15 protein-coding genes are annotated in these 17,839 nt (G+C 69.0%); 4 read left to right on the top strand and 11 right to left on the bottom strand.

Going from position 1 to position 17,839, the window contains the following annotated elements; genetic code table 11:
- Positions 1-78: 78 nt before the first annotated feature.
- The 7 genes from PKE78_RS10090 to PKE78_RS10120 all read right to left on the bottom strand — a co-directional run bounded on the left by PKE78_RS10090 (position 79) and on the right by PKE78_RS10120 (position 8,958).
- The gene (locus tag PKE78_RS10090; protein ID WP_271200741.1) at positions 79-2,850 is read right to left on the bottom strand and encodes a phosphoenolpyruvate carboxylase; all 2,772 of its coding nucleotides are present in this window, start codon (positions 2,848-2,850) and stop codon (positions 79-81) included.
- A 100-nt stretch (positions 2,851-2,950) separates the two neighbouring features.
- Entirely contained in the window at positions 2,951-3,850 is a 900-nt protein-coding gene (sucD, locus tag PKE78_RS10095; protein WP_271200742.1) for a succinate--CoA ligase subunit alpha, read from the bottom strand.
- Between the two features lie 22 nt (positions 3,851-3,872).
- Positions 3,873-5,054, bottom strand: coding sequence for a malate--CoA ligase subunit beta (locus tag PKE78_RS10100; RefSeq protein ID WP_271200743.1), 1,182 nt, complete (start codon positions 5,052-5,054; stop codon positions 3,873-3,875).
- Between the two features lie 48 nt (positions 5,055-5,102).
- On the bottom strand, positions 5,103-5,732 hold the full coding sequence (gene fchA / locus PKE78_RS10105) for a methenyltetrahydrofolate cyclohydrolase (protein ID WP_271200744.1): 630 nt from the start codon (positions 5,730-5,732) through the stop codon (positions 5,103-5,105).
- Positions 5,732-6,598, bottom strand: coding sequence for an NADP-dependent methylenetetrahydromethanopterin/methylenetetrahydrofolate dehydrogenase (locus PKE78_RS10110; protein ID WP_271200745.1), 867 nt, complete (start codon positions 6,596-6,598; stop codon positions 5,732-5,734). The genes fchA and PKE78_RS10110 overlap by 1 nt, the downstream gene beginning before the upstream one ends.
- Before the next feature lie 85 nt (positions 6,599-6,683).
- Entirely contained in the window at positions 6,684-7,625 is a 942-nt protein-coding gene (locus PKE78_RS10115) for a D-2-hydroxyacid dehydrogenase (RefSeq protein WP_271200746.1), read from the bottom strand.
- Between the two features lie 124 nt (positions 7,626-7,749).
- On the bottom strand, positions 7,750-8,958 hold the full coding sequence (locus PKE78_RS10120; protein WP_271200747.1) for an aminotransferase class V-fold PLP-dependent enzyme: 1,209 nt from the start codon (positions 8,956-8,958) through the stop codon (positions 7,750-7,752).
- A 577-nt stretch (positions 8,959-9,535) separates the two neighbouring features.
- On the opposite strand from PKE78_RS10120, the gene PKE78_RS10125 reads away from it, so the two are divergent.
- Both PKE78_RS10125 and PKE78_RS10130 read left to right on the top strand, forming a co-directional pair.
- The gene (locus tag PKE78_RS10125; protein ID WP_271200748.1) at positions 9,536-10,549 is read left to right on the top strand and encodes a magnesium and cobalt transport protein CorA; all 1,014 of its coding nucleotides are present in this window, start codon (positions 9,536-9,538) and stop codon (positions 10,547-10,549) included.
- Positions 10,550-10,681: 132 nt separating this feature from the next.
- Positions 10,682-12,115 (top strand): homospermidine synthase, encoded by a 1,434-nt coding sequence (locus tag PKE78_RS10130; protein WP_271200749.1) that lies wholly within the window; start codon positions 10,682-10,684, stop codon positions 12,113-12,115.
- Between the two features lie 37 nt (positions 12,116-12,152).
- On the opposite strand, the gene PKE78_RS10135 is transcribed toward PKE78_RS10130, so the two are convergent.
- The gene (locus PKE78_RS10135; RefSeq protein ID WP_271200750.1) at positions 12,153-12,326 is read right to left on the bottom strand and encodes a hypothetical protein; all 174 of its coding nucleotides are present in this window, start codon (positions 12,324-12,326) and stop codon (positions 12,153-12,155) included.
- A gap of 198 nt (positions 12,327-12,524) precedes the next feature.
- On the opposite strand from PKE78_RS10135, the gene PKE78_RS10140 reads away from it, so the two are divergent.
- Together PKE78_RS10140 and PKE78_RS10145 are read left to right on the top strand one after the other, a co-directional pair.
- Positions 12,525-13,037, top strand: a complete 513-nt coding sequence (locus tag PKE78_RS10140; RefSeq protein ID WP_271200751.1) for a DUF1523 family protein — start codon at positions 12,525-12,527, stop codon at positions 13,035-13,037.
- 201 nt (positions 13,038-13,238) lie between these two features.
- The gene (locus PKE78_RS10145; RefSeq protein WP_271200752.1) at positions 13,239-14,534 is read left to right on the top strand and encodes an alpha-hydroxy acid oxidase; all 1,296 of its coding nucleotides are present in this window, start codon (positions 13,239-13,241) and stop codon (positions 14,532-14,534) included.
- 3 nt (positions 14,535-14,537) lie between these two features.
- On the opposite strand, the gene PKE78_RS10150 is transcribed toward PKE78_RS10145, so the two are convergent.
- From PKE78_RS10150 to PKE78_RS10160, 3 genes are all read right to left on the bottom strand, one after another.
- Entirely contained in the window at positions 14,538-15,722 is a 1,185-nt protein-coding gene (locus tag PKE78_RS10150; protein WP_271200753.1) for a mechanosensitive ion channel family protein, read from the bottom strand.
- A 97-nt stretch (positions 15,723-15,819) separates the two neighbouring features.
- Positions 15,820-16,773: an NAD(P)/FAD-dependent oxidoreductase gene (locus tag PKE78_RS10155; protein ID WP_271200754.1), complete on the bottom strand. Its 954-nt coding sequence runs from the start codon at positions 16,771-16,773 to the stop codon at positions 15,820-15,822.
- A gap of 2 nt (positions 16,774-16,775) precedes the next feature.
- Positions 16,776-17,786: a WD40 repeat domain-containing protein gene (locus PKE78_RS10160; protein WP_271200755.1), complete on the bottom strand. Its 1,011-nt coding sequence runs from the start codon at positions 17,784-17,786 to the stop codon at positions 16,776-16,778.
- Positions 17,787-17,839: the final 53 nt, after the last annotated feature.

The following is a 17,839-nucleotide window of genomic DNA, read 5'->3' on the forward strand; positions in this document are numbered from 1 at the left end:
GGACCTTATAGGGCCCGACCTTGCGAACAATCTAGCCGTTCGGACTAAGTCATACGGACGTAATACTTCCGATAAGAATTAGCCCGTCGCGCCGAAGCCGACCGCGATGCAGTTGATTGAAAGAAGAAGGGCGGACTTTGTCTCTTCCCGCTTGAACTCGTCCGTCTCGGAGCGGTAGCGGCGCAGAAGCTCCACCTGCTCGCGGCTCACCTGGTTGATGACCGGAAGGCGCTCGGACAGCCGCTCGCGGAACGCGGGGTAGCGGAACGCGATCTCGCCGCCGCCGGAGACCCGCAGGCACATCTCGCAGGTCAGCGCGTACTCCGCCTCGATCAGCGCGAAGATTTCGTCGCGGGTCTGGGCGTTGGGCGCGAGCTTCGAATATTCGCGCGCGACCGAGAGATCGACCATGCGCAGCGTCTTCTCGACCTCGTCGAGGATCAGCCGGAACGGCTTCGACTGCTCGAACATGCTCTTCAGCAGCGTCTCGCCGTCCTCGCCGCGCACCTCGATGAAGTTCTGGAGCGCGGAGCCGATGCCGTACCAGCCGGTGATGATGTGGCGGTTCTGCGCCCAGGCGAACACCCAGGGGATCGCGCGCAGGTCGCTGAGCGAGCGGGCGCCGAACCGGCGCGCCGGGCGCGAGCCGATGTTGAGCAGCGCGAGTTCGTCCAGCGGGCTCGCGTTCTGGAAATACTCGACGAGGCCGGGGTGCTGGATGAGCTGGATGTAGATCGCCCGCGAGGCGCCCGACAGCGCCTCCATGGCGTCGTCGAATTCGGGGCGGGAGCCCTGCTTCTCGGTCTTCGAGCGCAGCACCTGCTCCATGATGGAGGCCGCGGTCAGCTCCATCTGGTAGGCGGCGGTGCCGCGGTTCGAATATTTGAACGACACCACCTCGCCCTGGTCGGTGACGCGGTACTGCCGGCGGATCGAGCCGGGCGGCTGGGCCGCGATCGCGCGCGCGGTCGGCGCCCCGCCGCGCGAGACCGAGCCGCCGCGGCCATGGAAGAAGGCGATCGGCACGCCGGCCTGCTGGCCGACCTCGGTCAGCTTGGCCTGCGCCTTGTAGAGCTCCCAGTTGGATGCGAAGTAGCCGCCGTCCTTGTTGGAGTCCGAATAGCCGATCATCACCTCATGGAAGCCGCCCTGCCAGCGCACCGAGCGCCGGATCAGCGGGATCGACAGCAGCTCCTTCATGATCGACGGCGCGGCGCGCAGGTCCTCGATGGTCTCGAACAGCGGCACGATCGGCAGCTGGCAGATCTCGACGCCGGGGCTGTCGAGATAGATGCGCGCCTCCTTGGCGAGCAGGTAGACGCCGAGGATGTCGTTGACCGAGCGCGTCATCGACAGGATGAAGCAGCCGACCGCCTCGCGGTCGAGTTCGGTGCGCATCTCGCCGACGAGCGCGAAGGTCGCGAGCGTCTCCCGGGCCTCGTCCGACAGACCCTCGAGCACGCGGCGCGTGGTGCGCGGCTTGGACAGCTCGGCGGTGAGCCAGGCGCGCCAGGCGCTCGACTCGACGTCCGGCGCGTCGGCGGGCGTCGCGCCCTCGACCGCCGCCCACATCTCCCGCAGCGTGTTGGTGGTGCGGGTCGAGTTCTCGCGGATGTCGAGCAGAACGGTCGAGAACCGGAAGATCTCCACCATCCGGCGCACCGGGCGCACCTGGTTGGTCGCGAGCGAGCGGCAGCCGGCGTCGGTCAGCCCCTGCTCCAGCGCCCTGAGATCGTTGATGAGCTCGTCCGCGTCCACGTAGAACGGGCCGGGCAGGATGACCGGCTCCTCCTTGTTGCGCTCGATGGTGGCGTCGAGCTTGCGCAGGATGCAGGTCTGGAACTGGCGGAAATGCTCGCCGGGATTGCGCGCCTGGATCGCCTCGCCGTCGCCGCTCGCGGCGAGCCGCGCGGTCAGCTCCTTGCGGAACGAGATCGGCGTCGGCAGCGCCTGCTCGGTGATCGAGAGCAGCTTGCCGAGATCGACGATCCTGGCGCGGAAGCGGCGCATGGAGGCGCGGCCGTTGCGCTTCAGCGTGGTGCGGGTGACGGAGGAGGTGACGAACGGGTTGCCGTCGCGGTCGCCGCCGATCCAGCTGCCGAACTGGAAGAAGGCGGGCACCTCGAAGGTTTCGTCCGGATAGTATTCGGCAAGCGAGGATTCGAGCGACTCCACCAGCTCCGGCAGGGTGTCGAACAGCGACTCGTCGAAGAAGTGCAGGCCCCAGGAGACCTCGCGCACCACGGTCGCCTTCTCGAGCTGCAGCTCGCCGGTCATCCAGATCAGCTCGATCTGGTCGCGCAGCTCCGCCATCAGCGAATTGCGCTCGCGCTCGGTCCAGCGCGGCAGCTCGAGCTCGCGCAGGATCAGGTAGATGCGCCTGAGCTTCTCCAGCACCGTGACGCGCTTCGCCTCGGTCGGATGGGCGGTCAGCGTCGGCCGGATGCGCATGTCGTTCAGCAGGGCGTGGATCTCGTCGGCCTTCACGCCCGCCGCGACCGCCTCCGCCAGCACGTGCGAGAAGGTGCCGTTGACCGCCGCGCGCCCCTGCGTGCGCTCGACGTTGCGGCGCCGGCGCATCGCGGTGTTCTCCTCGACGATCGACAGCAGCCGGAACCACAGCCCCTGCGCGTGCAGCGCCCGGCCCATGAGCTCGGGCGTGAGCTGGGAGATGTCGGCCTCGCCCTTCAGCACGGCCTCGAGCTCCGGCGCGTGGCGGCGGCAGACGTCGACCAGGGCGCGGAACAGGATTTCCGTCGCGGCGTCCGGCTCTGTGCCGGTGATCATCGGCGGGGCGAAGCTGTCCATGGAAACCGGCGCCGAAAGGGAGAACTGGGGATGCAGGGTCATCGCGAGGTCCATGTGTTCGGGCGCGAGGCGCCGAGGCCGCAGGCGGATGACGCAGGGCGACGGCGCAAGGAACAGGCGCCGCCGCCCGGATCGTCGCGGATCAGGCCGCGCTCTTCAGCCTGCCGAGGACTTCTGCAACGGTCGTGCCGAAATCGCCCGGCGAGGGCGCGACCGTCAGGCCGTACGACTTCATGATCTCCGCTTTCTCGGCCGCGCTGTCGCCCTGAGCGGAGATGATCGCGCCGGCGTGCCCCATGCGCCGGCCCTTCGGCGCGGTGAGGCCCGCCACGAAACCGATCACCGGCTTCGACATGTTGTCCTTGATCCAGGCCGAGGCCTCGGCCTCCTGCGGGCCGCCGATCTCGCCGATCATCAGCACGGCGACCGTCTCAGGATCCTGCTCGAACAGCGCAAGGTGGTCGAGGAAGGACGAGCCGTTGATCGGGTCGCCGCCGATGCCGACCGAGGTCGAGATGCCGATGCCGAGCGCCTTCATCTGGCTCGCGGCCTCGTAGCCGAGCGTGCCCGAGCGCGAGATCACGCCGACGTTGCCCTTGAGGTAGATGTGGCCGGGCATGATGCCGAGCATGGACCTGCCCGGCGAGATGATGCCGGCGCAGTTGGGGCCCACCACCATGGTCCGCCGCTCCTTCGGGTAGCGGTAGAGGTAGCGCTTCACCCGCATCATGTCTTGGGCGGGGATGCCGTCGGTGATGGAGCAGACCAGCTTCAACCCGGCGTCCGCGGCCTCCATGATCGCGTCCGCCGCGAAGGGCGGGGCGACGAAGGTGATCGAAGTGGTGGCCCCGGTGGCGGCGACCGCGTCCTTGACGGTGTTGAACACCGGCAGGCCGAGATGGGTCTGGCCGCCCTTGCCCGGCGTCACGCCGCCGACGACGTTCGAGCCGTACTCGATCATCTCCTTGGCGTGAAAGGTGCCTTTGTCGCCCGTGACGCCCTGGACGATGATCGGGGTCTTTTCGTCGATGAGAATGCTCATGGCCGTATCCTCCCCTTAAGCTTCAGGCCGCGGATTTCTTGAAGGCGTCGCAGGCCGCGACCGCCTTCTGGGCGGCTTCCGTCAGCGTGTCGGCGGCGATCAGGTCGAGGCCGCTGTCCTCGAGGATCTTCTTGCCGGCCTCCACGTTGGTGCCGGCGAGGCGCACGACCAGCGGCACGTCGATCTTCACCTCCTTCGCGGCCTGGATCACGCCTTGCGCGACCCAGTCGCAGCGGTTGATGCCGGCGAAGATGTTGACGAGGATCGCCTTGACGTTCTTGTCCGACAGCACCAGCCGGAAGGCTGTCGCGACGCGGTCGGGGCTCGCGCCGCCGCCGACGTCGAGGAAGTTCGCCGGCTCGCCGCCGGCGTGCTTGATCATGTCCATGGTCGCCATGGCGAGGCCGGCGCCGTTGACGATGCAGCCGATCTCGCCCTCGAGGCCGATGTAGCTGAGGTTGTGCTCGGCCGCCTGCGCCTCGCGCGGATCGCTCTGCGAGGGGTCGTGCATGTCGGCGACGTTGTGCCGGCGGAACAGCGCGTTGTCGTCGAACGACATCTTGGCGTCGAGCGCCAGCACGCGGTCGTCGCGGGTGACGACCAGCGGGTTGATCTCGAGCATGGTGCAGTCGGTGTCGCGGAACGCGCGGTAGGCGTTCATGATCACCCGCACCGCGGCCGCGACCTGCTTGATGTTGAGGCCGAGCTTGAAGGCGAGCTCGCGGGCCTCGAACTGCTGCAGGCCGACGGCGGGCTCCACCACGACCTGGATCAGCGCTTCCGGCTCGGTCTTGGCGATCTCCTCGATCTCCATGCCGCCGCGGGTGGAGGCGATGACGCGCACGCGCTCGGCCTTCCGGTCGAGCACGTAGCCGAGATAGAGCTCGCGCTCGAACGGGTCCGCCGCCTCGACGTAGACGCGCTGGACCGGCTTGCCTTCCGGCCCGGTCTGGATCGTGACGAGGCGCTTGCCGAGCATGCCCTTGGCGGCGTCCCGCACCTCGTTGTAGGTGCGGCAGAGCTTGACGCCGCCGGCCTTGCCGCGCGCGCCGGCGTGGATCTGAGCCTTCACGGCCCAGAACGATCCGCCGAGTTCGGTCGCGGCGTAGACCGCCTGGTCCGGGCTGAAGGCGACCGCGCCCTTGGGCACGGCGACGCCGAAGCTCGCGAGAAGCTCCTTAGCTTGGTACTCGTGAACGTCCATCACGATCCTCCTTGCGTTTCGGGTCTGTCGCGAGCTCGGCGCCGGTCTTCACGCCAGCTTGGACTTGACGAGCTCGTAGGTCTTGGCGGTGAGCGCGGTGGCCTCGCCGATCAGGGTCTCAAGCTCGGCGAGCCGTGCTTCCGCGAAGTCGCGGTCCTTGATCGACTTGGCGTTGACGCGGACGTTGAGCGCCGCGCTCATCAGGCCGGCATAGGCCGACTGCACGGCGACGCCCGCGTCCGAGATGACGTTGAGGTTGCCGATCTCGGCGATCTCCGCCGACAGCTCGATCGCCTCGCGGCAGAGCCGCGCGGCCTCCAGCGGCACGTCGGTCGCCTCCTTCAGCGCCGCCTGGATCTTGGCGGTGCGCGCGGCCTTGGCCGCGTCGTCCTCGCCCTTCGGGAGCCCGTAGGCTCCCATCACGGCGTCGAACGCCTTGACGTCGTCGGCGACGGCGTCGGTGAGCTTGGCGCGGAGCGCCTCGGACTTCGCCAGCACCGCCTTCACCTGCTCCTCGACCTCGGCGTATTTCGGCTTGCCGACGGTGAGGTTCGCCACCATCGACACCAGCGCCGCGCCCATGGCCCCGGAGATCGCGGCCGCGCCGCCGCCGCCGGGCGTCGGAGCCTCGCTCGCGAGCTCGTCGAGGAAGACGCCGAGGGTCTGTTCGCGCGCCATCACGCCATCTCTTTCGCGAGCGCGTAGATCTCGTGGGCGTCGAAGGACTGGTCCGCCGCCTCGAACAGCTTGCCGATCAGCGTGCGGTGCAGCTTGAGCTTCAGGCCGCCGAGGCCGAGCGCGCCGAGCGCCAGCTTGCCGTGACGCTCCTTCGCCTTGTCCATCGCGTCGATGCCGCCGATGCCGAGCGGCGGCTGGGCGTTGTAGTCGACCACGATCTCGATCGAGGATTCCGACTTCCAGACGTCCTCGGCCAGCAGCTCGAGGCCGATCGCGCCGGCGGAGAACACGAGGTTCGAGCCCGCGACCGCCTTGGCGCGGTCCTCGGCGGACTTGGCCTCGACCGCGTCGATCTTCACGTTGAAGCGCTTCTCGATGTTGGCCGCGGCCTTCTGGGCCTTGTCGAGCGCGCGCCCGACGATCGTGACCGAGGCTCCCTCGATGGCGAGCATCGCGGCGGAGCGCATGCCGACCGGGCCGGTGCCGGCCAGGATCACGGCCTTCTTGCCCTTGACGTCGCCGCCAAGCGCCTTGACGGCGAGCGCGACGCCGGCTGCGGCCGTGGTGTTCGAGCCGTTCGAGTCCAGCATGGTGGAGACGCGGAACGGTCCGAAGAACCGCTTCTGGACCGCATCGTAGACCGCTTCGCCGGCCGCCATGTCGCCGCCGCCGACGAAGATCGCCGTCGACTGCTTCTCCTTGCCGCCGCGGGTGTAGATCGTGCCGTCGACATAGGCGCCGACGTTCTCGGGCGTGACATTGCCGTAGCCGGTGATGTGGTCGGCGCCGCCGTCATAGCCCACGACCACGTCGAAGACGCTCGGGGTCGGATCGGTGTCGAATTGGAACAGAAGCTTCTTGGTCATGTTCTTCCCTGTCCGCGCTTTCGGCGGATGATGTTGTCGAAGGTTGAGCGCCGGGGGCGCGGCCGCGGCCGCCCGGCGCCGGGCCTCACTCCACGACGTTCGTCGGCTTGCCGGCGACGAAGTTCTCGACGTTGTCGATCAGCTGGTCGGCGAGGATCTGCATCGCCTGCTTGGACGCCCACGCCACGTGCGGCGTGACGATCAGGTTCGGCAGGTCGGCGTCGCACAGGATGTTGCCGTCCTTCGGGGGCTCCTGCGCCACCACGTCGAAGCCCGCGCCGCCGATCTCGCCCGACTTCAGCGCCTCGAGCAGCGCCGGCTCGTCCACCAGCCCGCCGCGGGCGGTGTTGATGAGGATCGCGCTGTTCTTCATCTTCCTGAACTGCTCGGCCCCGAACATGTTCTTGGTGTCGGGCGTCAGCGGAACATGAATGGTGATGACGTCGGACTGGGTCAGCACGGTCTCGAAATCGACCAGGCCGTCCTGCGGGAAGACGTCGTAGGGCAGGATCTTCATGCCGAGCGCTTCGGCCCGCTTGCCGATCGACTTGCCGAGCGCGCCGTAGCCGACGATGCCGAGGGTCGAGCCGGCGACGTCGTAGATCGGATAGTCGAAGTAGCAGAACTGCTGCGACTTGTTCCAATCGCCGCGCTTCACCGAATTGGCGTAGGGCACGATCGCGCGGCGCAGCGCGAAGATCAGGCCGATCACGTGCTCCGGCACGGTGTTGAAGGCGTAGCCGCGGATGTTGGAGATGGTGACGCCCTGGGCCTTGGCCTGGGCCTTGTCGACCACGTCCGTGCCGGTGGCGGCGACGGCGATCAGCTTCAGCTTGGGAAGCTGCTTCAGCACGTCCGCCCGCATCGGCACCTTGTTGATCAGGGCGATGTCGGCGTCCTTCAGGCGCTCGACGATCTCGTCGGGCGTCCAGGTGGACTGGTATTCGACGTAGTCGTGCGGGAAGTTCGGCGCGCGGACGTTGGCGTCGACACTCTCGCGGTCAAGAAAGACGATCTTGTGCGTCATTGCGCTCCCCATGCGCCAGCCGGCGCGGAAGGAGCTCCGCGGCGTGCGTCAGGCGCTTCGTTGGCTCCGGAACAATGCCGACCGGGCGCGCGCATTCAAGCGCGCCCGGTCGATTCATGTCCGGTCAGGCCGCCTTGGGAGCTGCGGCCTGCGCCTCGATCGGGTTGTCGCGCAGATACTCCTGCGCGGCGCCGACGCCGGAGCCGGCCTTGATCTTCACGCCGTTGTCGAGCATCGACAGCTCCGCGCCGGCGATGGCGCCGAGCAGCATCAGCTCGTTCAGGTCGCCGAGATGGCCGATGCGGAACACGCGGCCAGCGACCTTCGAGAGGCCCGCGCCGAGCGCCAGGTTGTAGCGGTCATAGGCGTGGCGAATGATCTTCGCCGCGTCGATGCCTTCCGGCGCCACGATCGCCGACACTGTGTCGGAGTGCCAGCGGGGCGACTTCGCGCAGAGCTTGAGGCCCCAGGCGTCGATGGCCCGGCGGGTGGCCTCGGCCAGCACGTGATGGCGGCGGAAGATGTTCTCCAGACCCTCTTCCTCGATGCAGGCGAGCGACTCGCGCAGGCCGTGCAGCAGGTTGGTCGCCGGCGTGTAGGGGAAGTAGCCGGAGGGGTTGGTGTTGATGTGGTCCTGGAAGTCGAAATAGACCTTGTTCAGGCCCGCGTTCTTGCGCAGCCCGAGCGCCTTCTGGCTGACGCAGACGAAGCCGAGGCCGGCCGGCAGCATCAGGCCCTTCTGCGAGCCGGAGACGGCGCAGTCGACCTTCCACTCGTCGAAGCGGAAGTCGATCGAGCCGAGGCCCGAGACCGAGTCGACGAACAGCAGCGCCGGATGGCCGGCGGCGTCCATCGCCTTGCGGATCGCGCCGATGTTCGAGGTCACGCCGGTCGCCGTCTCGTTGTGGACGACCATGACGGCCTTGATCTCGTGGTTCTTGTCGGCGACGAGAGCCTCTTCGATCTTCTCCTCGTGGGCGCCGGTGCCCCACTCTTCTTCCTGGATCTGTACGTCCAGGCCGAGGCGCTGCGCCATGTCGACCCAGAGGTGGCTGAACTGGCCGAAGCGGGCCGTCAGCACCTTGTCGCCGGGGGCGAGCGTGTTCGTGAGCGCGGCTTCCCAGCCGCCGGTGCCCGAGGACGGGAAGATGAAGACCTGGCCGTCCTTGGACTTGTAGACCTTCTTCAGGCCCTCGTAGAGCGGCTTGGTCAGCTCCGGAAAGATCGGCGAGCGGTGGTCTTCCTGGCTGACCATCATGGCCCGAAGCACGCGCTCCGGAACGTTCGTCGGGCCGGGGACGAACAGGAAGTTCTTACCGGGGCGTCTCGCCATCGTTTCCTCCTCAAGCGCGTGATTGCCGCGCAAAATAAACATCGGTCAGTGATTGACTATGCGACAGCTGGTCACGCTACATCAAAACCAGTCATTCTGTCAGCTCGTCTCGGGTAATTCAGTCGACCTATTCTTGTCATTCAGAAAATCTTCTAACACGATATGGTCGACTTTAGTTTCGCTGGTAGGCGCCGCGCCCGCCGGACGGAGGTCGCGCGCGGTCGCCCGCCGCGCAGGGCATGCGCACGACGCCGCAAGATGCCCTCGAAACGACGGCCTAAGCGAGGTCGACTTTCGGAGGGAGGCTTGCGGCGGCTTCGCGCTGGCGGAATCTGGCATGCCAATGCGCCGGCGTCCCGGTGACCAACGGCCGCGCAGTATAATTTTTCGATGCGATAGTAAAATCGCGCGATAGAGGCGATCGATCGTCCCGCGCGGCAGTCCTGGCGCCGGACCCGGCGCGCCGCTCCCGCGCCGGGTCCGGCGGTCGCCGCAGGACTGGACCCCGTCCATGGTCCCTGACAGCTTCTGGGTCCTTGCGCGCGGCCGCCGCCGCGCCGTTCCGCCGGACGCCCCCATGACCGAGACCAAGCCAGACGCGCCGACGCCCGCAGGGGCGGAGCCCGGCCTGGTCGCGGCGGGGGTGTACGCCGACGGCAGGCGGCTGTCCGAGATCGCGGTGGACGAGGCCGGCGACTGGGCGGCCCGTCCCGGCCACGTGGTCTGGATCGGTCTGAAGGATCCGCCCGAGCCGCTGCTCCGGCGCGTCCAGCGGCAGCTCGGCCTGCACGAGCTCGCGATCCGGCAGGCGCTGCGCGAGCACCCGCGGCCGAAGCTCGAGACCTATGGCGACGGCTGCTTCATCACGGCGCGCACGGCGCAGATCGTCGACGGGCAGCTCGCGCTCGGCGAGACGCACATCATCGTCGGCCGCGGCTACGTCGTGTCGATCCGCCACGGCGCGTCCTCGTCCTACACGCCGGTGCGGGAGCGCTGCGAGGCCTCGCCCGCCGCGCTGACGCACGGCGAGGACTACATCCTCTATGCGCTGCTCGACTTCATCGTCTCGAACTACGACGGGGTGCTGGAGAAGATCCGGGCGCAGGTCGAGCGGATCGAGGACCACGTGCTGCAGGGCGAGCAGCCGCCGGGCCGGATCGAGCGGCTGTACCGGCTGCGGCGCAACCTGCTGCGGCTCCGGACCGCGGCGACGCCGCTGCTCGACGTGTGCCGGCGGCTGGAGCGCTCCGACGTGATCGCGATCGATCCGGAGATGGCGCCGCGCTTCCGCGACGTCACGGGGCGGATCGACCGCACGCGCGACGACATCGACGCGATGCGCGAGGTGCTCGCCTTCGCCTTCGAGGCGAGCATGATGCTGGGGCAGGCGCAGCAGACGGCGATCGCCCGCCAGCTCGCGTCATGGGCCGCGATCCTCGCGGCGCCGACCGCGATCGCCGGCGTCTACGGCATGAACTTCGACCACATGCCGGAGCTGCATTGGCGCTACGGCTACTTCGTGGTCCTCGGCGTCATCGCCGTGGTCTGCGGCGGCCTCTACGCTTTCTTCAGACGCAAGCGGTGGCTGTAGCCCGCCGCGACGCCGCTCCGGCGACGTCGCAGGTCGCCGGAGCGGCGTCGCGCGCGGTTGATTTTGACGGTCCGATCCGCCTTTATCGCCCGGCTTGCCGCCATATCATCCTAAAGACGGAGCCGCCCCAAAATGTCTGACCATCCGGTGTACGCCAAGATCGACGGCCCCATCGTGATGATCGGTTTCGGCTCCATCGGCCGAGGCACGCTGCCGCTGATCGAGCGGCATTTCGAGTTCGACCGCGAGCGCTTCTTCTTCATCGACCCGAGCGACCACAACAAGCACATCCTGGACAAGCACGGCTACGAGCTGATCCAGAAGCATGTGACGAAGGAGAACTACCGCGAGCTGCTGACGCCGCTGCTGACCAAAGGCGAAGGCCGCGGCTTCTGCGTGAACCTCTCGGTGGACACCGGCTCGGCCGACCTGATCGCGCTCTGCCAGGAGCTCGGCGTCCTCTACATCGACACGGTCAACGAGCCGTGGCTCGGCTTCTATTTCGACAAGACCAAGGGCCCGTCGGAGCGCTCGAACTACGCGCTGCGCCAGATGACGCTCGATCTGCGCGCCCGCAGCCCGAAAGGCCTGCCCACCGCCGTCTCCACCTGCGGGGCGAACCCCGGCATGGTGTCGTTCTTCGTGAAGCAGGCGGCGCTCAACATCGCGGCCGACCTCAACCTCAACACGCCGGAGCCGACGAACCGCGAGGAATGGGCGGCGCTGCTGCGCCAGATCGGCGTGAAGGGCGTCCACATCGCCGAGCGCGACACCCAGCGCACCACCGACCCGAAGCCGCGCGGCGTGTTCCTTAACACCTGGTCGGTCGAGGGCTTCATCTCGGAGGGCCTGCAGCCGGCGGAGCTCGGCTGGGGCACGCACGAGACCTGGATGCCCGAGAACGCGAAGACGCATGACGATCCGAAGGCCGCCGCGATCTACCTGATGCAGCCGGGCGCCGCGACCAAGGTCCGCACCTGGTGCCCGACGCCGGGGCCGCAGTACGGCTTCCTCGTCACCCACAACGAGTCGATCTCGATCCCCGACTACTTCACGGTCTGGGAGGACGGCAAGGCCGTCTACCGACCGACCTGCCATTACGCCTATCACCCCGCCGACGACGCGGTGCTGTCGTGGCACGAGCTGTTCGGCGCCGAGGGCAAGGTGCAGGACACCCTTCACGTGCTCGACGAGGACGAGCTGGTCGACGGGATCGACGAGCTCGGCGTGCTGCTCTACGGCCACGCCAAAGGCGCCTACTGGTACGGCTCACAGCTTTCGCTCGAGGAGACGCGGACGCTCGCGCCCTACCAGAACGCGACCGGCCTTCAGGTGACCTCGGCGATCCTCGCCGGCATGGTCTGGGCGATCGAGAACCCGAACGAGGGCATCGTCGAGACCGACGAGATGGACTTCAAGCGCTGCCTCGAAATCCAGAAGCCCTACCTCGGCCCGGTGAACGGCTACTACACCGACTGGACGCCGCTCGAGAACCGGCCCGGCCTGTTCCCGGAGGACCTCGACGAGAGCGACCCCTGGCAGTTCCGGAATTTTCTGGTGCGGTGAGCGAACGGCGGGCGCGGCGCCACGCGGCGTCCGCCCGTCACCGCCGCCAGCGACAGGTCCAGCGCGCCATGTACCAGCCGGGCTCCCGGACGCTTTCGCTGTCGGCGGAGGCGCAGGAGTTCGGCGAGCCCACGAGCGCGGTCCGCGTGATCCGGCACGCCGCGGGCTCCGCCTGCAGGCACATCGCCACCACCAGTTCGATCATTCCCATGCCGCCGCTCCCGCTGTCGCCCACATTGCGACGAAAGGCGAAGCGAGCGCCGTGCCAACGATGACGGTGGTCGCGCATGGCTGGATTGACGGCCCGGACCGCGGGATTGTCGGCCGCTCGCCGTCGCCTGCGATTGTTGCGCGCCGCCCGCGTCCCACATAACGGACGCCCGTCCCCGACCCGAGGAGCCTCCGTCCCATGTTCGACCGCACCCGCGTGATCATCGCCGTCGTGGCCCTGCTCGCGGTGCTGCCGGGCGCGGCGTTCCTGCACTACTACCTGCCGCGGCACGACGTGGTGCGCATCATCGGGGTCGAGAACCGCCGGGTCGACATGAGCGGCAGGCCGCTGCAGGGCGGAGACCGCCCGCAGACGGGGCGGGACGTCTACTACATCTTCGCCGAGGACGCGGAGACCAAGGCTCCGCACGTCTATCGCAACGAGGACACCGGCTGGGGCTTTCCGTTCTACCTGAAGTTCAACAGCGCCGACGTCCAGGCCGTCGCGGCGTCGATCGCCTCGGAGAAGGGGCTCGCCATCGTCACCAAATACGGCTGGCGCGTGAACCTGCTCTCGTGGTTCCCGAACGCCATCAACATCCGCCGCACCGAACCGAACCCCACCATCATTCCCTGGTTCAACATCTTCTTCTTCGCGGCCTTCGGCGCCCTTGCGATCTGGGTCATCCGCCGGGCGCGGCGGGCGCGCTGACCGGGTTCCGGGAAACCGCTCCGCTTGCAAGGCGACCGGCTGCGGTCTCTAATCATTCTGATCTTTGCGATTAGACTTTAGTCGTATACAGCCTGTGTCGTCCGGTCGTCGCCAGCGGCGGCCGGAATCCCGCCGCGCCGATCGCCGCCGATCCGGCCATTCGCGCGGGACTCCCGCAATTCTGCGAATGGAGACGACGCCTTGTCCGACCTCATCCAAACCTCCGAGCCATCCGACGCGCGACTCTCCGACCGGCGCGCCTTTCTGCGCTTCCTCGCCGCGAGCCCGGTGATGACGCCGACCGCGATGAGCGCGCTCGCCGCTGCGCTCACGGCCGGCTCCACCGACGCCTTCGCGCAGAGCTACGACGTGCTGCGCGCGCCCCAGCAGGCGACCGCGGACGGGATCATCTCGGCGCCGGAGCAGGCGCTGAACGTGTTCGACTTCGAGCCCGCCGCAAAGAAGGCGCTGCCGCCGGCCCATTACGGCTACCTCGCGAGCGGCGTCGACGGCGACCTGACGCTCAAGGCCAACCATGAGGCCTTCTCGCGCATCCGCATCCGCGCGCGGCGCCTGATCGACGTCCGCAAGATCGACACCAGCGTCACGATCTTCGGCCAGAAGTTCGGCACGCCGATCATGCTGGCGCCGGTCTCAAGCCAGGGCGCGTTCCACCCGGAGGCGGAGAGCGCGGTCGCGAAGGCGGCCAAGCTCAAGGGCAACGGCGTGATCCTGTCGACGGTGGGCTCCACCTCGATCGAGGACGTCACCGAGGCCCGCGGCGCGCCGGTCTGGTACATGCTCTACCCAACCGACGACTGGGCCGTGACGGAGGCGCTGGTGAAGCGCGCGGAGGCCGCCGGCGCGCCGGCCATCGTGCTCACCGTCGACCGGCAGGGCGGCCGCAACACCGAGACGCTGTTCCGCCTGCGCCGCGAGGACAGCCGCACCTGCACCGACTGCCACGGCGGCGGCTTCGTCAACGAGGTCAGCCGCAAGCCGATGTTCGACGACCTCGACGTCACGAAGGTCACGAACCTCTACGGCACCGGCATGACCTGGGACTATGTCGACCGGCTCCGCAAGATCGTGAAGGGCAAGCTGGTGCTGAAGGGCATCGTCACCCACGAGGACGCCGAGGAGGCGCTGAAGCACGGGGTCGACGCCATCATCGTCTCGAACCACGGCGGCCGCGCGGAGGAGAGCCTCTACCCGACCATCGACGCGCTCCCCGAGGTGCTGAAGGCGGTGAACGGCAAGGTCCCCGTCCTGATCGACGGCGGCTTCCGGCGCGGCACCGACGTCCTAAAAGCGCTGGCGCTCGGCGCGACCGCGGTCTGCATCGGCCGGCCCTATTGCTGGGGCCTCGCGGCCTTCGGCGAGCCCGGCGTCGCCGCGGTGCTGACCATCATGCAGCGCGAGTTCGAGACCATCATGAAGCAGGTCGGCGCGGTGCGGATCGAGGACATCGACGCAGACGCCGTCACCCGCGCCTGACGATCAGGCGCGCGCCGGCTGGCGCGCGCGGCGCGGGGCCGCGGGCGTCGCCGGAGCAAGGCTTTCCCGCGCGCTCTCGCGAGCCGGGCGTTGATGCGGATCGGACGTGGGCTGGCGGCCCATGTCCGCCCGCAAGCGCGGCAGCGCGTGAGGGTGCTCCTCGGCGAGCCAGCCGATCATCTTCTCCCGCATCTCGCAGCGGAGGTCCCAGGCCCGGGGAGAGCTGCCGGCGGAGACCAGCAGGCGCACCTGGATGACGTGCTCCATGGCGTCGGAGACCTGCAGGTTGACCACCCGCCCGTCCCAGAGCGCGCTCGCCCTGGCCAGTTCCTCGAGCTTCTCCCGCATCAGCGCGATCGGCGCGGCGTGGTCCACATAGAGCATCACCGTTCCGATGATGGAGGCGCCCTCGCGGGTCCAGTTCTGGAACGGCTTCTCGATGAAGTACTTCAGCGGCAGCACCAGCCGCCGCCAATCCCACAGTCGCACCACGACGTAGGTCGCGGTGATCTCCTCGACCCAGCCCCACTCGTTCTCCACCACGATGGCGTCGTCGAGCCGGATCGGCTGGGTGATCGCGAGTTGGATGCCGGCCACCAGGTTGGCGAGCACCGGCTGCATGGCGAGGCCGAGGATGAGGCCCGCGGCGCCGGCGGAGGCGAGCAGCGACACGCCGTATTGCCGCACGCCGTCGAAGGTCATCAGGGCGGCGCCGATGGTGACGACGACAAGCAGGGTGACGCCGGCGCGCTCGAAGATCTTCATCTGCGTCAGGTGCTTGCGCGCCAGCAGGTTGTCTTCGGAGTCGAGCTTGAACTTCCTGAGATAGATGACGGTCCAGATGTGCAGCGCCGTCGTCGCCGTCCAGCCGACCAGGATCATGAAGGCCACCAGCAGGCCGTGCCGGATGGCGTCGCTTTGGCCGTCGCTGAGCGGCGCCGCGGACGACACGATCGACAGGGAGAGGATTAGCGCCGCCAAGCGCGTCGGACCGCGTGTGCGAGACACGAGCGAACGCCAGAACAGGCTGCGGTCGGCCACGAACGTCGTCAGCATGCGAAACGCGAGGCGATGGGCGCCGACGGCGACCGCCGCGCCGATGACGAACAGGATCAGGCTCGCGCCCCAATCCGGCAGCCAGGACAGCCGATCGGCCGCGCTTTCCACGAGCGTCACCGCCTCGTTCATGCGAACCCCCACGCTCTCTGGATCAAGCTGGGGAAACGCAAGCCGCCGCAGCCGGTTCCCGCGTGTGCGAAGATTGATCTCGCAGCCGCGGTCGCGTTCAGCCCAGCAGGCGGGCGAGCGCGGAGCCCGCGGCGCGGCCGCTGTCGAATGCGGCCTCCACGCGGGGTCCAAGGCAATAGTCGCCGCAGAAGGCGAGGCCGGCGTCGGCCTCCACGACGCAAGGCGCGCCGATCGCCCGGATCACCTGCGCGAAGCGCCAGCGGTGCGCGTCGACCTGCGCCGGCGCCGGCAGGGCGGGATGTCGCGCCCGCAGCGCCGCGAGCATGTCTGCCGCGACCTCCTCGCGCGAACGTTCGAGGTTCGAGGCGGACCAGTCCGGCCCGGCCTGGACGACCAGCGTCGCCGCGCCGCCGCGGCCCGGCTTCCCGCCGTCATGCGCGACCCACGCGAGCGGGCCGTCGTCGTCGCGCTCGATCTGCGGAAGCTCGACGCCTTGGCCGAAGGCGAACATCGCGGTCCAGCATGGCGCGTAGGCGGCGTCCCGCAGCGGATCGGCGAGCGGATGCCCTTCGAACAGGCCGAGCGCCTGCGGGGCGGGGATCGCAACCACCAGCGCGTCGAAGCGGCCGAGCCCGGCGCCGTGCGCGTCGGCGAGCCGCCACCCGTCGTCGGAGCGGCTGGCGTCGCCGACCTGCGTGGCGCTCGCCACATCAAGGCCCCGGCCGATCGGGCCGACGAGGCCGCTCATGCCGGGCAGGCCCACATAGGCGGGCCGTCCGTCGCCGCGCGCGGCCTCCGCCTCCGGCCAGCGCGCGGCGCAGCCGGCGCGTTCGGCCGCCTCGAGGTAGATCGCGAACGCCTCGTTTTTGGCGCGGACATACTGAGCGCCGTGGTCGAAGCTTGCGGCCTCCCCGCGGCGCCAGGACAACCGGCCGCCGGGGGCGCGGCCCTTGTCGAACAGTTGAACGGCGAAGCCGGCGTCGACAAGCGCGCGGCCCGCGGCGAGACCCGCCATTCCGGCGCCGATGATCGCGACGCGCGGGCGGGCCATTCTCAGCCTTCCGGCAGCGCGACCACGCCCGCCGCGCCGTCCTCGGTCCCGAAGGCGAGGCGGGATCCGATACGGTCCCAGCCGAGCGCCGTGACGGGGCCGCCGGCGAGCGCGGGGCGCGCCAGGATTTCGGCGCCGTCGGCCATCCGCACCAGCAGGATGCAGCCGTCCTCGTAGCCGAGCGCGATCACGGGCGCCTTGGGGTGGGCCGCGACGCGGGCGACCCGCGAGGGCCGGACGCCGAGCTCCTTCGGCGCTTTGCCCATCGGCCCGTCCTTGGCCTGGAACGGCCAGATGATGGCGGCGTCGGCGCCGGCGGAGGCGAGCCACTTGCCGTCCGCGGTCCAGTCGAGCGAGCGCACCTTGCCGGGATAGCCCGACATGCGCATGTGCGCGCCGTCGGCGACGCGCCAGCCGTGCAGCGCGTTCTCCTGCATGGTCGTCACCACGAAGCGGCCGTCGGGGGCGAAGGTGACGTCCACATGGCTCCCCTTCCAGGACAGCTCCTTCGGCGCGCCCTCGGCGCGCGGGAACCAGAGCGAGACGCCGTTGTAGCGCGCGACGGCGAGCTGGTAGCCCTTGGGCGCGAAGGCGAGCCCGCGCGCGGCGGAGGGGGCCTCGTAGGTGCGGAGGCCGCCCTTGCCGTCGCGGGCGAACACCTTCTTAGCCGACGACCACGCCACCGCGCCGTCCGGTCCGATCGCCACCGCGTCGATCCAGCCCTGAGCCTCGCCGACGGTCTCCGGGGCGGCGCCCGCCTTGAAGCGCAACGCCTTGCCGTCGTCGCCGCCGGTGACGAGCACGCCCGGCGCGACGGCCGCGCACAGCACGCCACCGTCATGGGCAGGCGCGCGGGTGTCGCCGTCCTCGCCCGAGAACAGCACCGAACCGTCGCCAAGCGCGAACACGGCCGCGTCCCCGAGGAACGTCGCCGCGACCACATAGGCCCCGGCCTCGACCGTCGTGACGCGGTCGGAGAGGGAGGGGTAACCGGCTTCGATGGGCATGGACATAGGGGGAAAAACTCAGGCCTCGCGTCCCGGCCTTAGCGCCGGGACCCAGAAAC

The organism is Methylopila turkensis (assembly GCF_027922325.1).
Taxonomy (GTDB): domain Bacteria; phylum Pseudomonadota; class Alphaproteobacteria; order Rhizobiales; family Methylopilaceae; genus Methylopila; species Methylopila turkensis.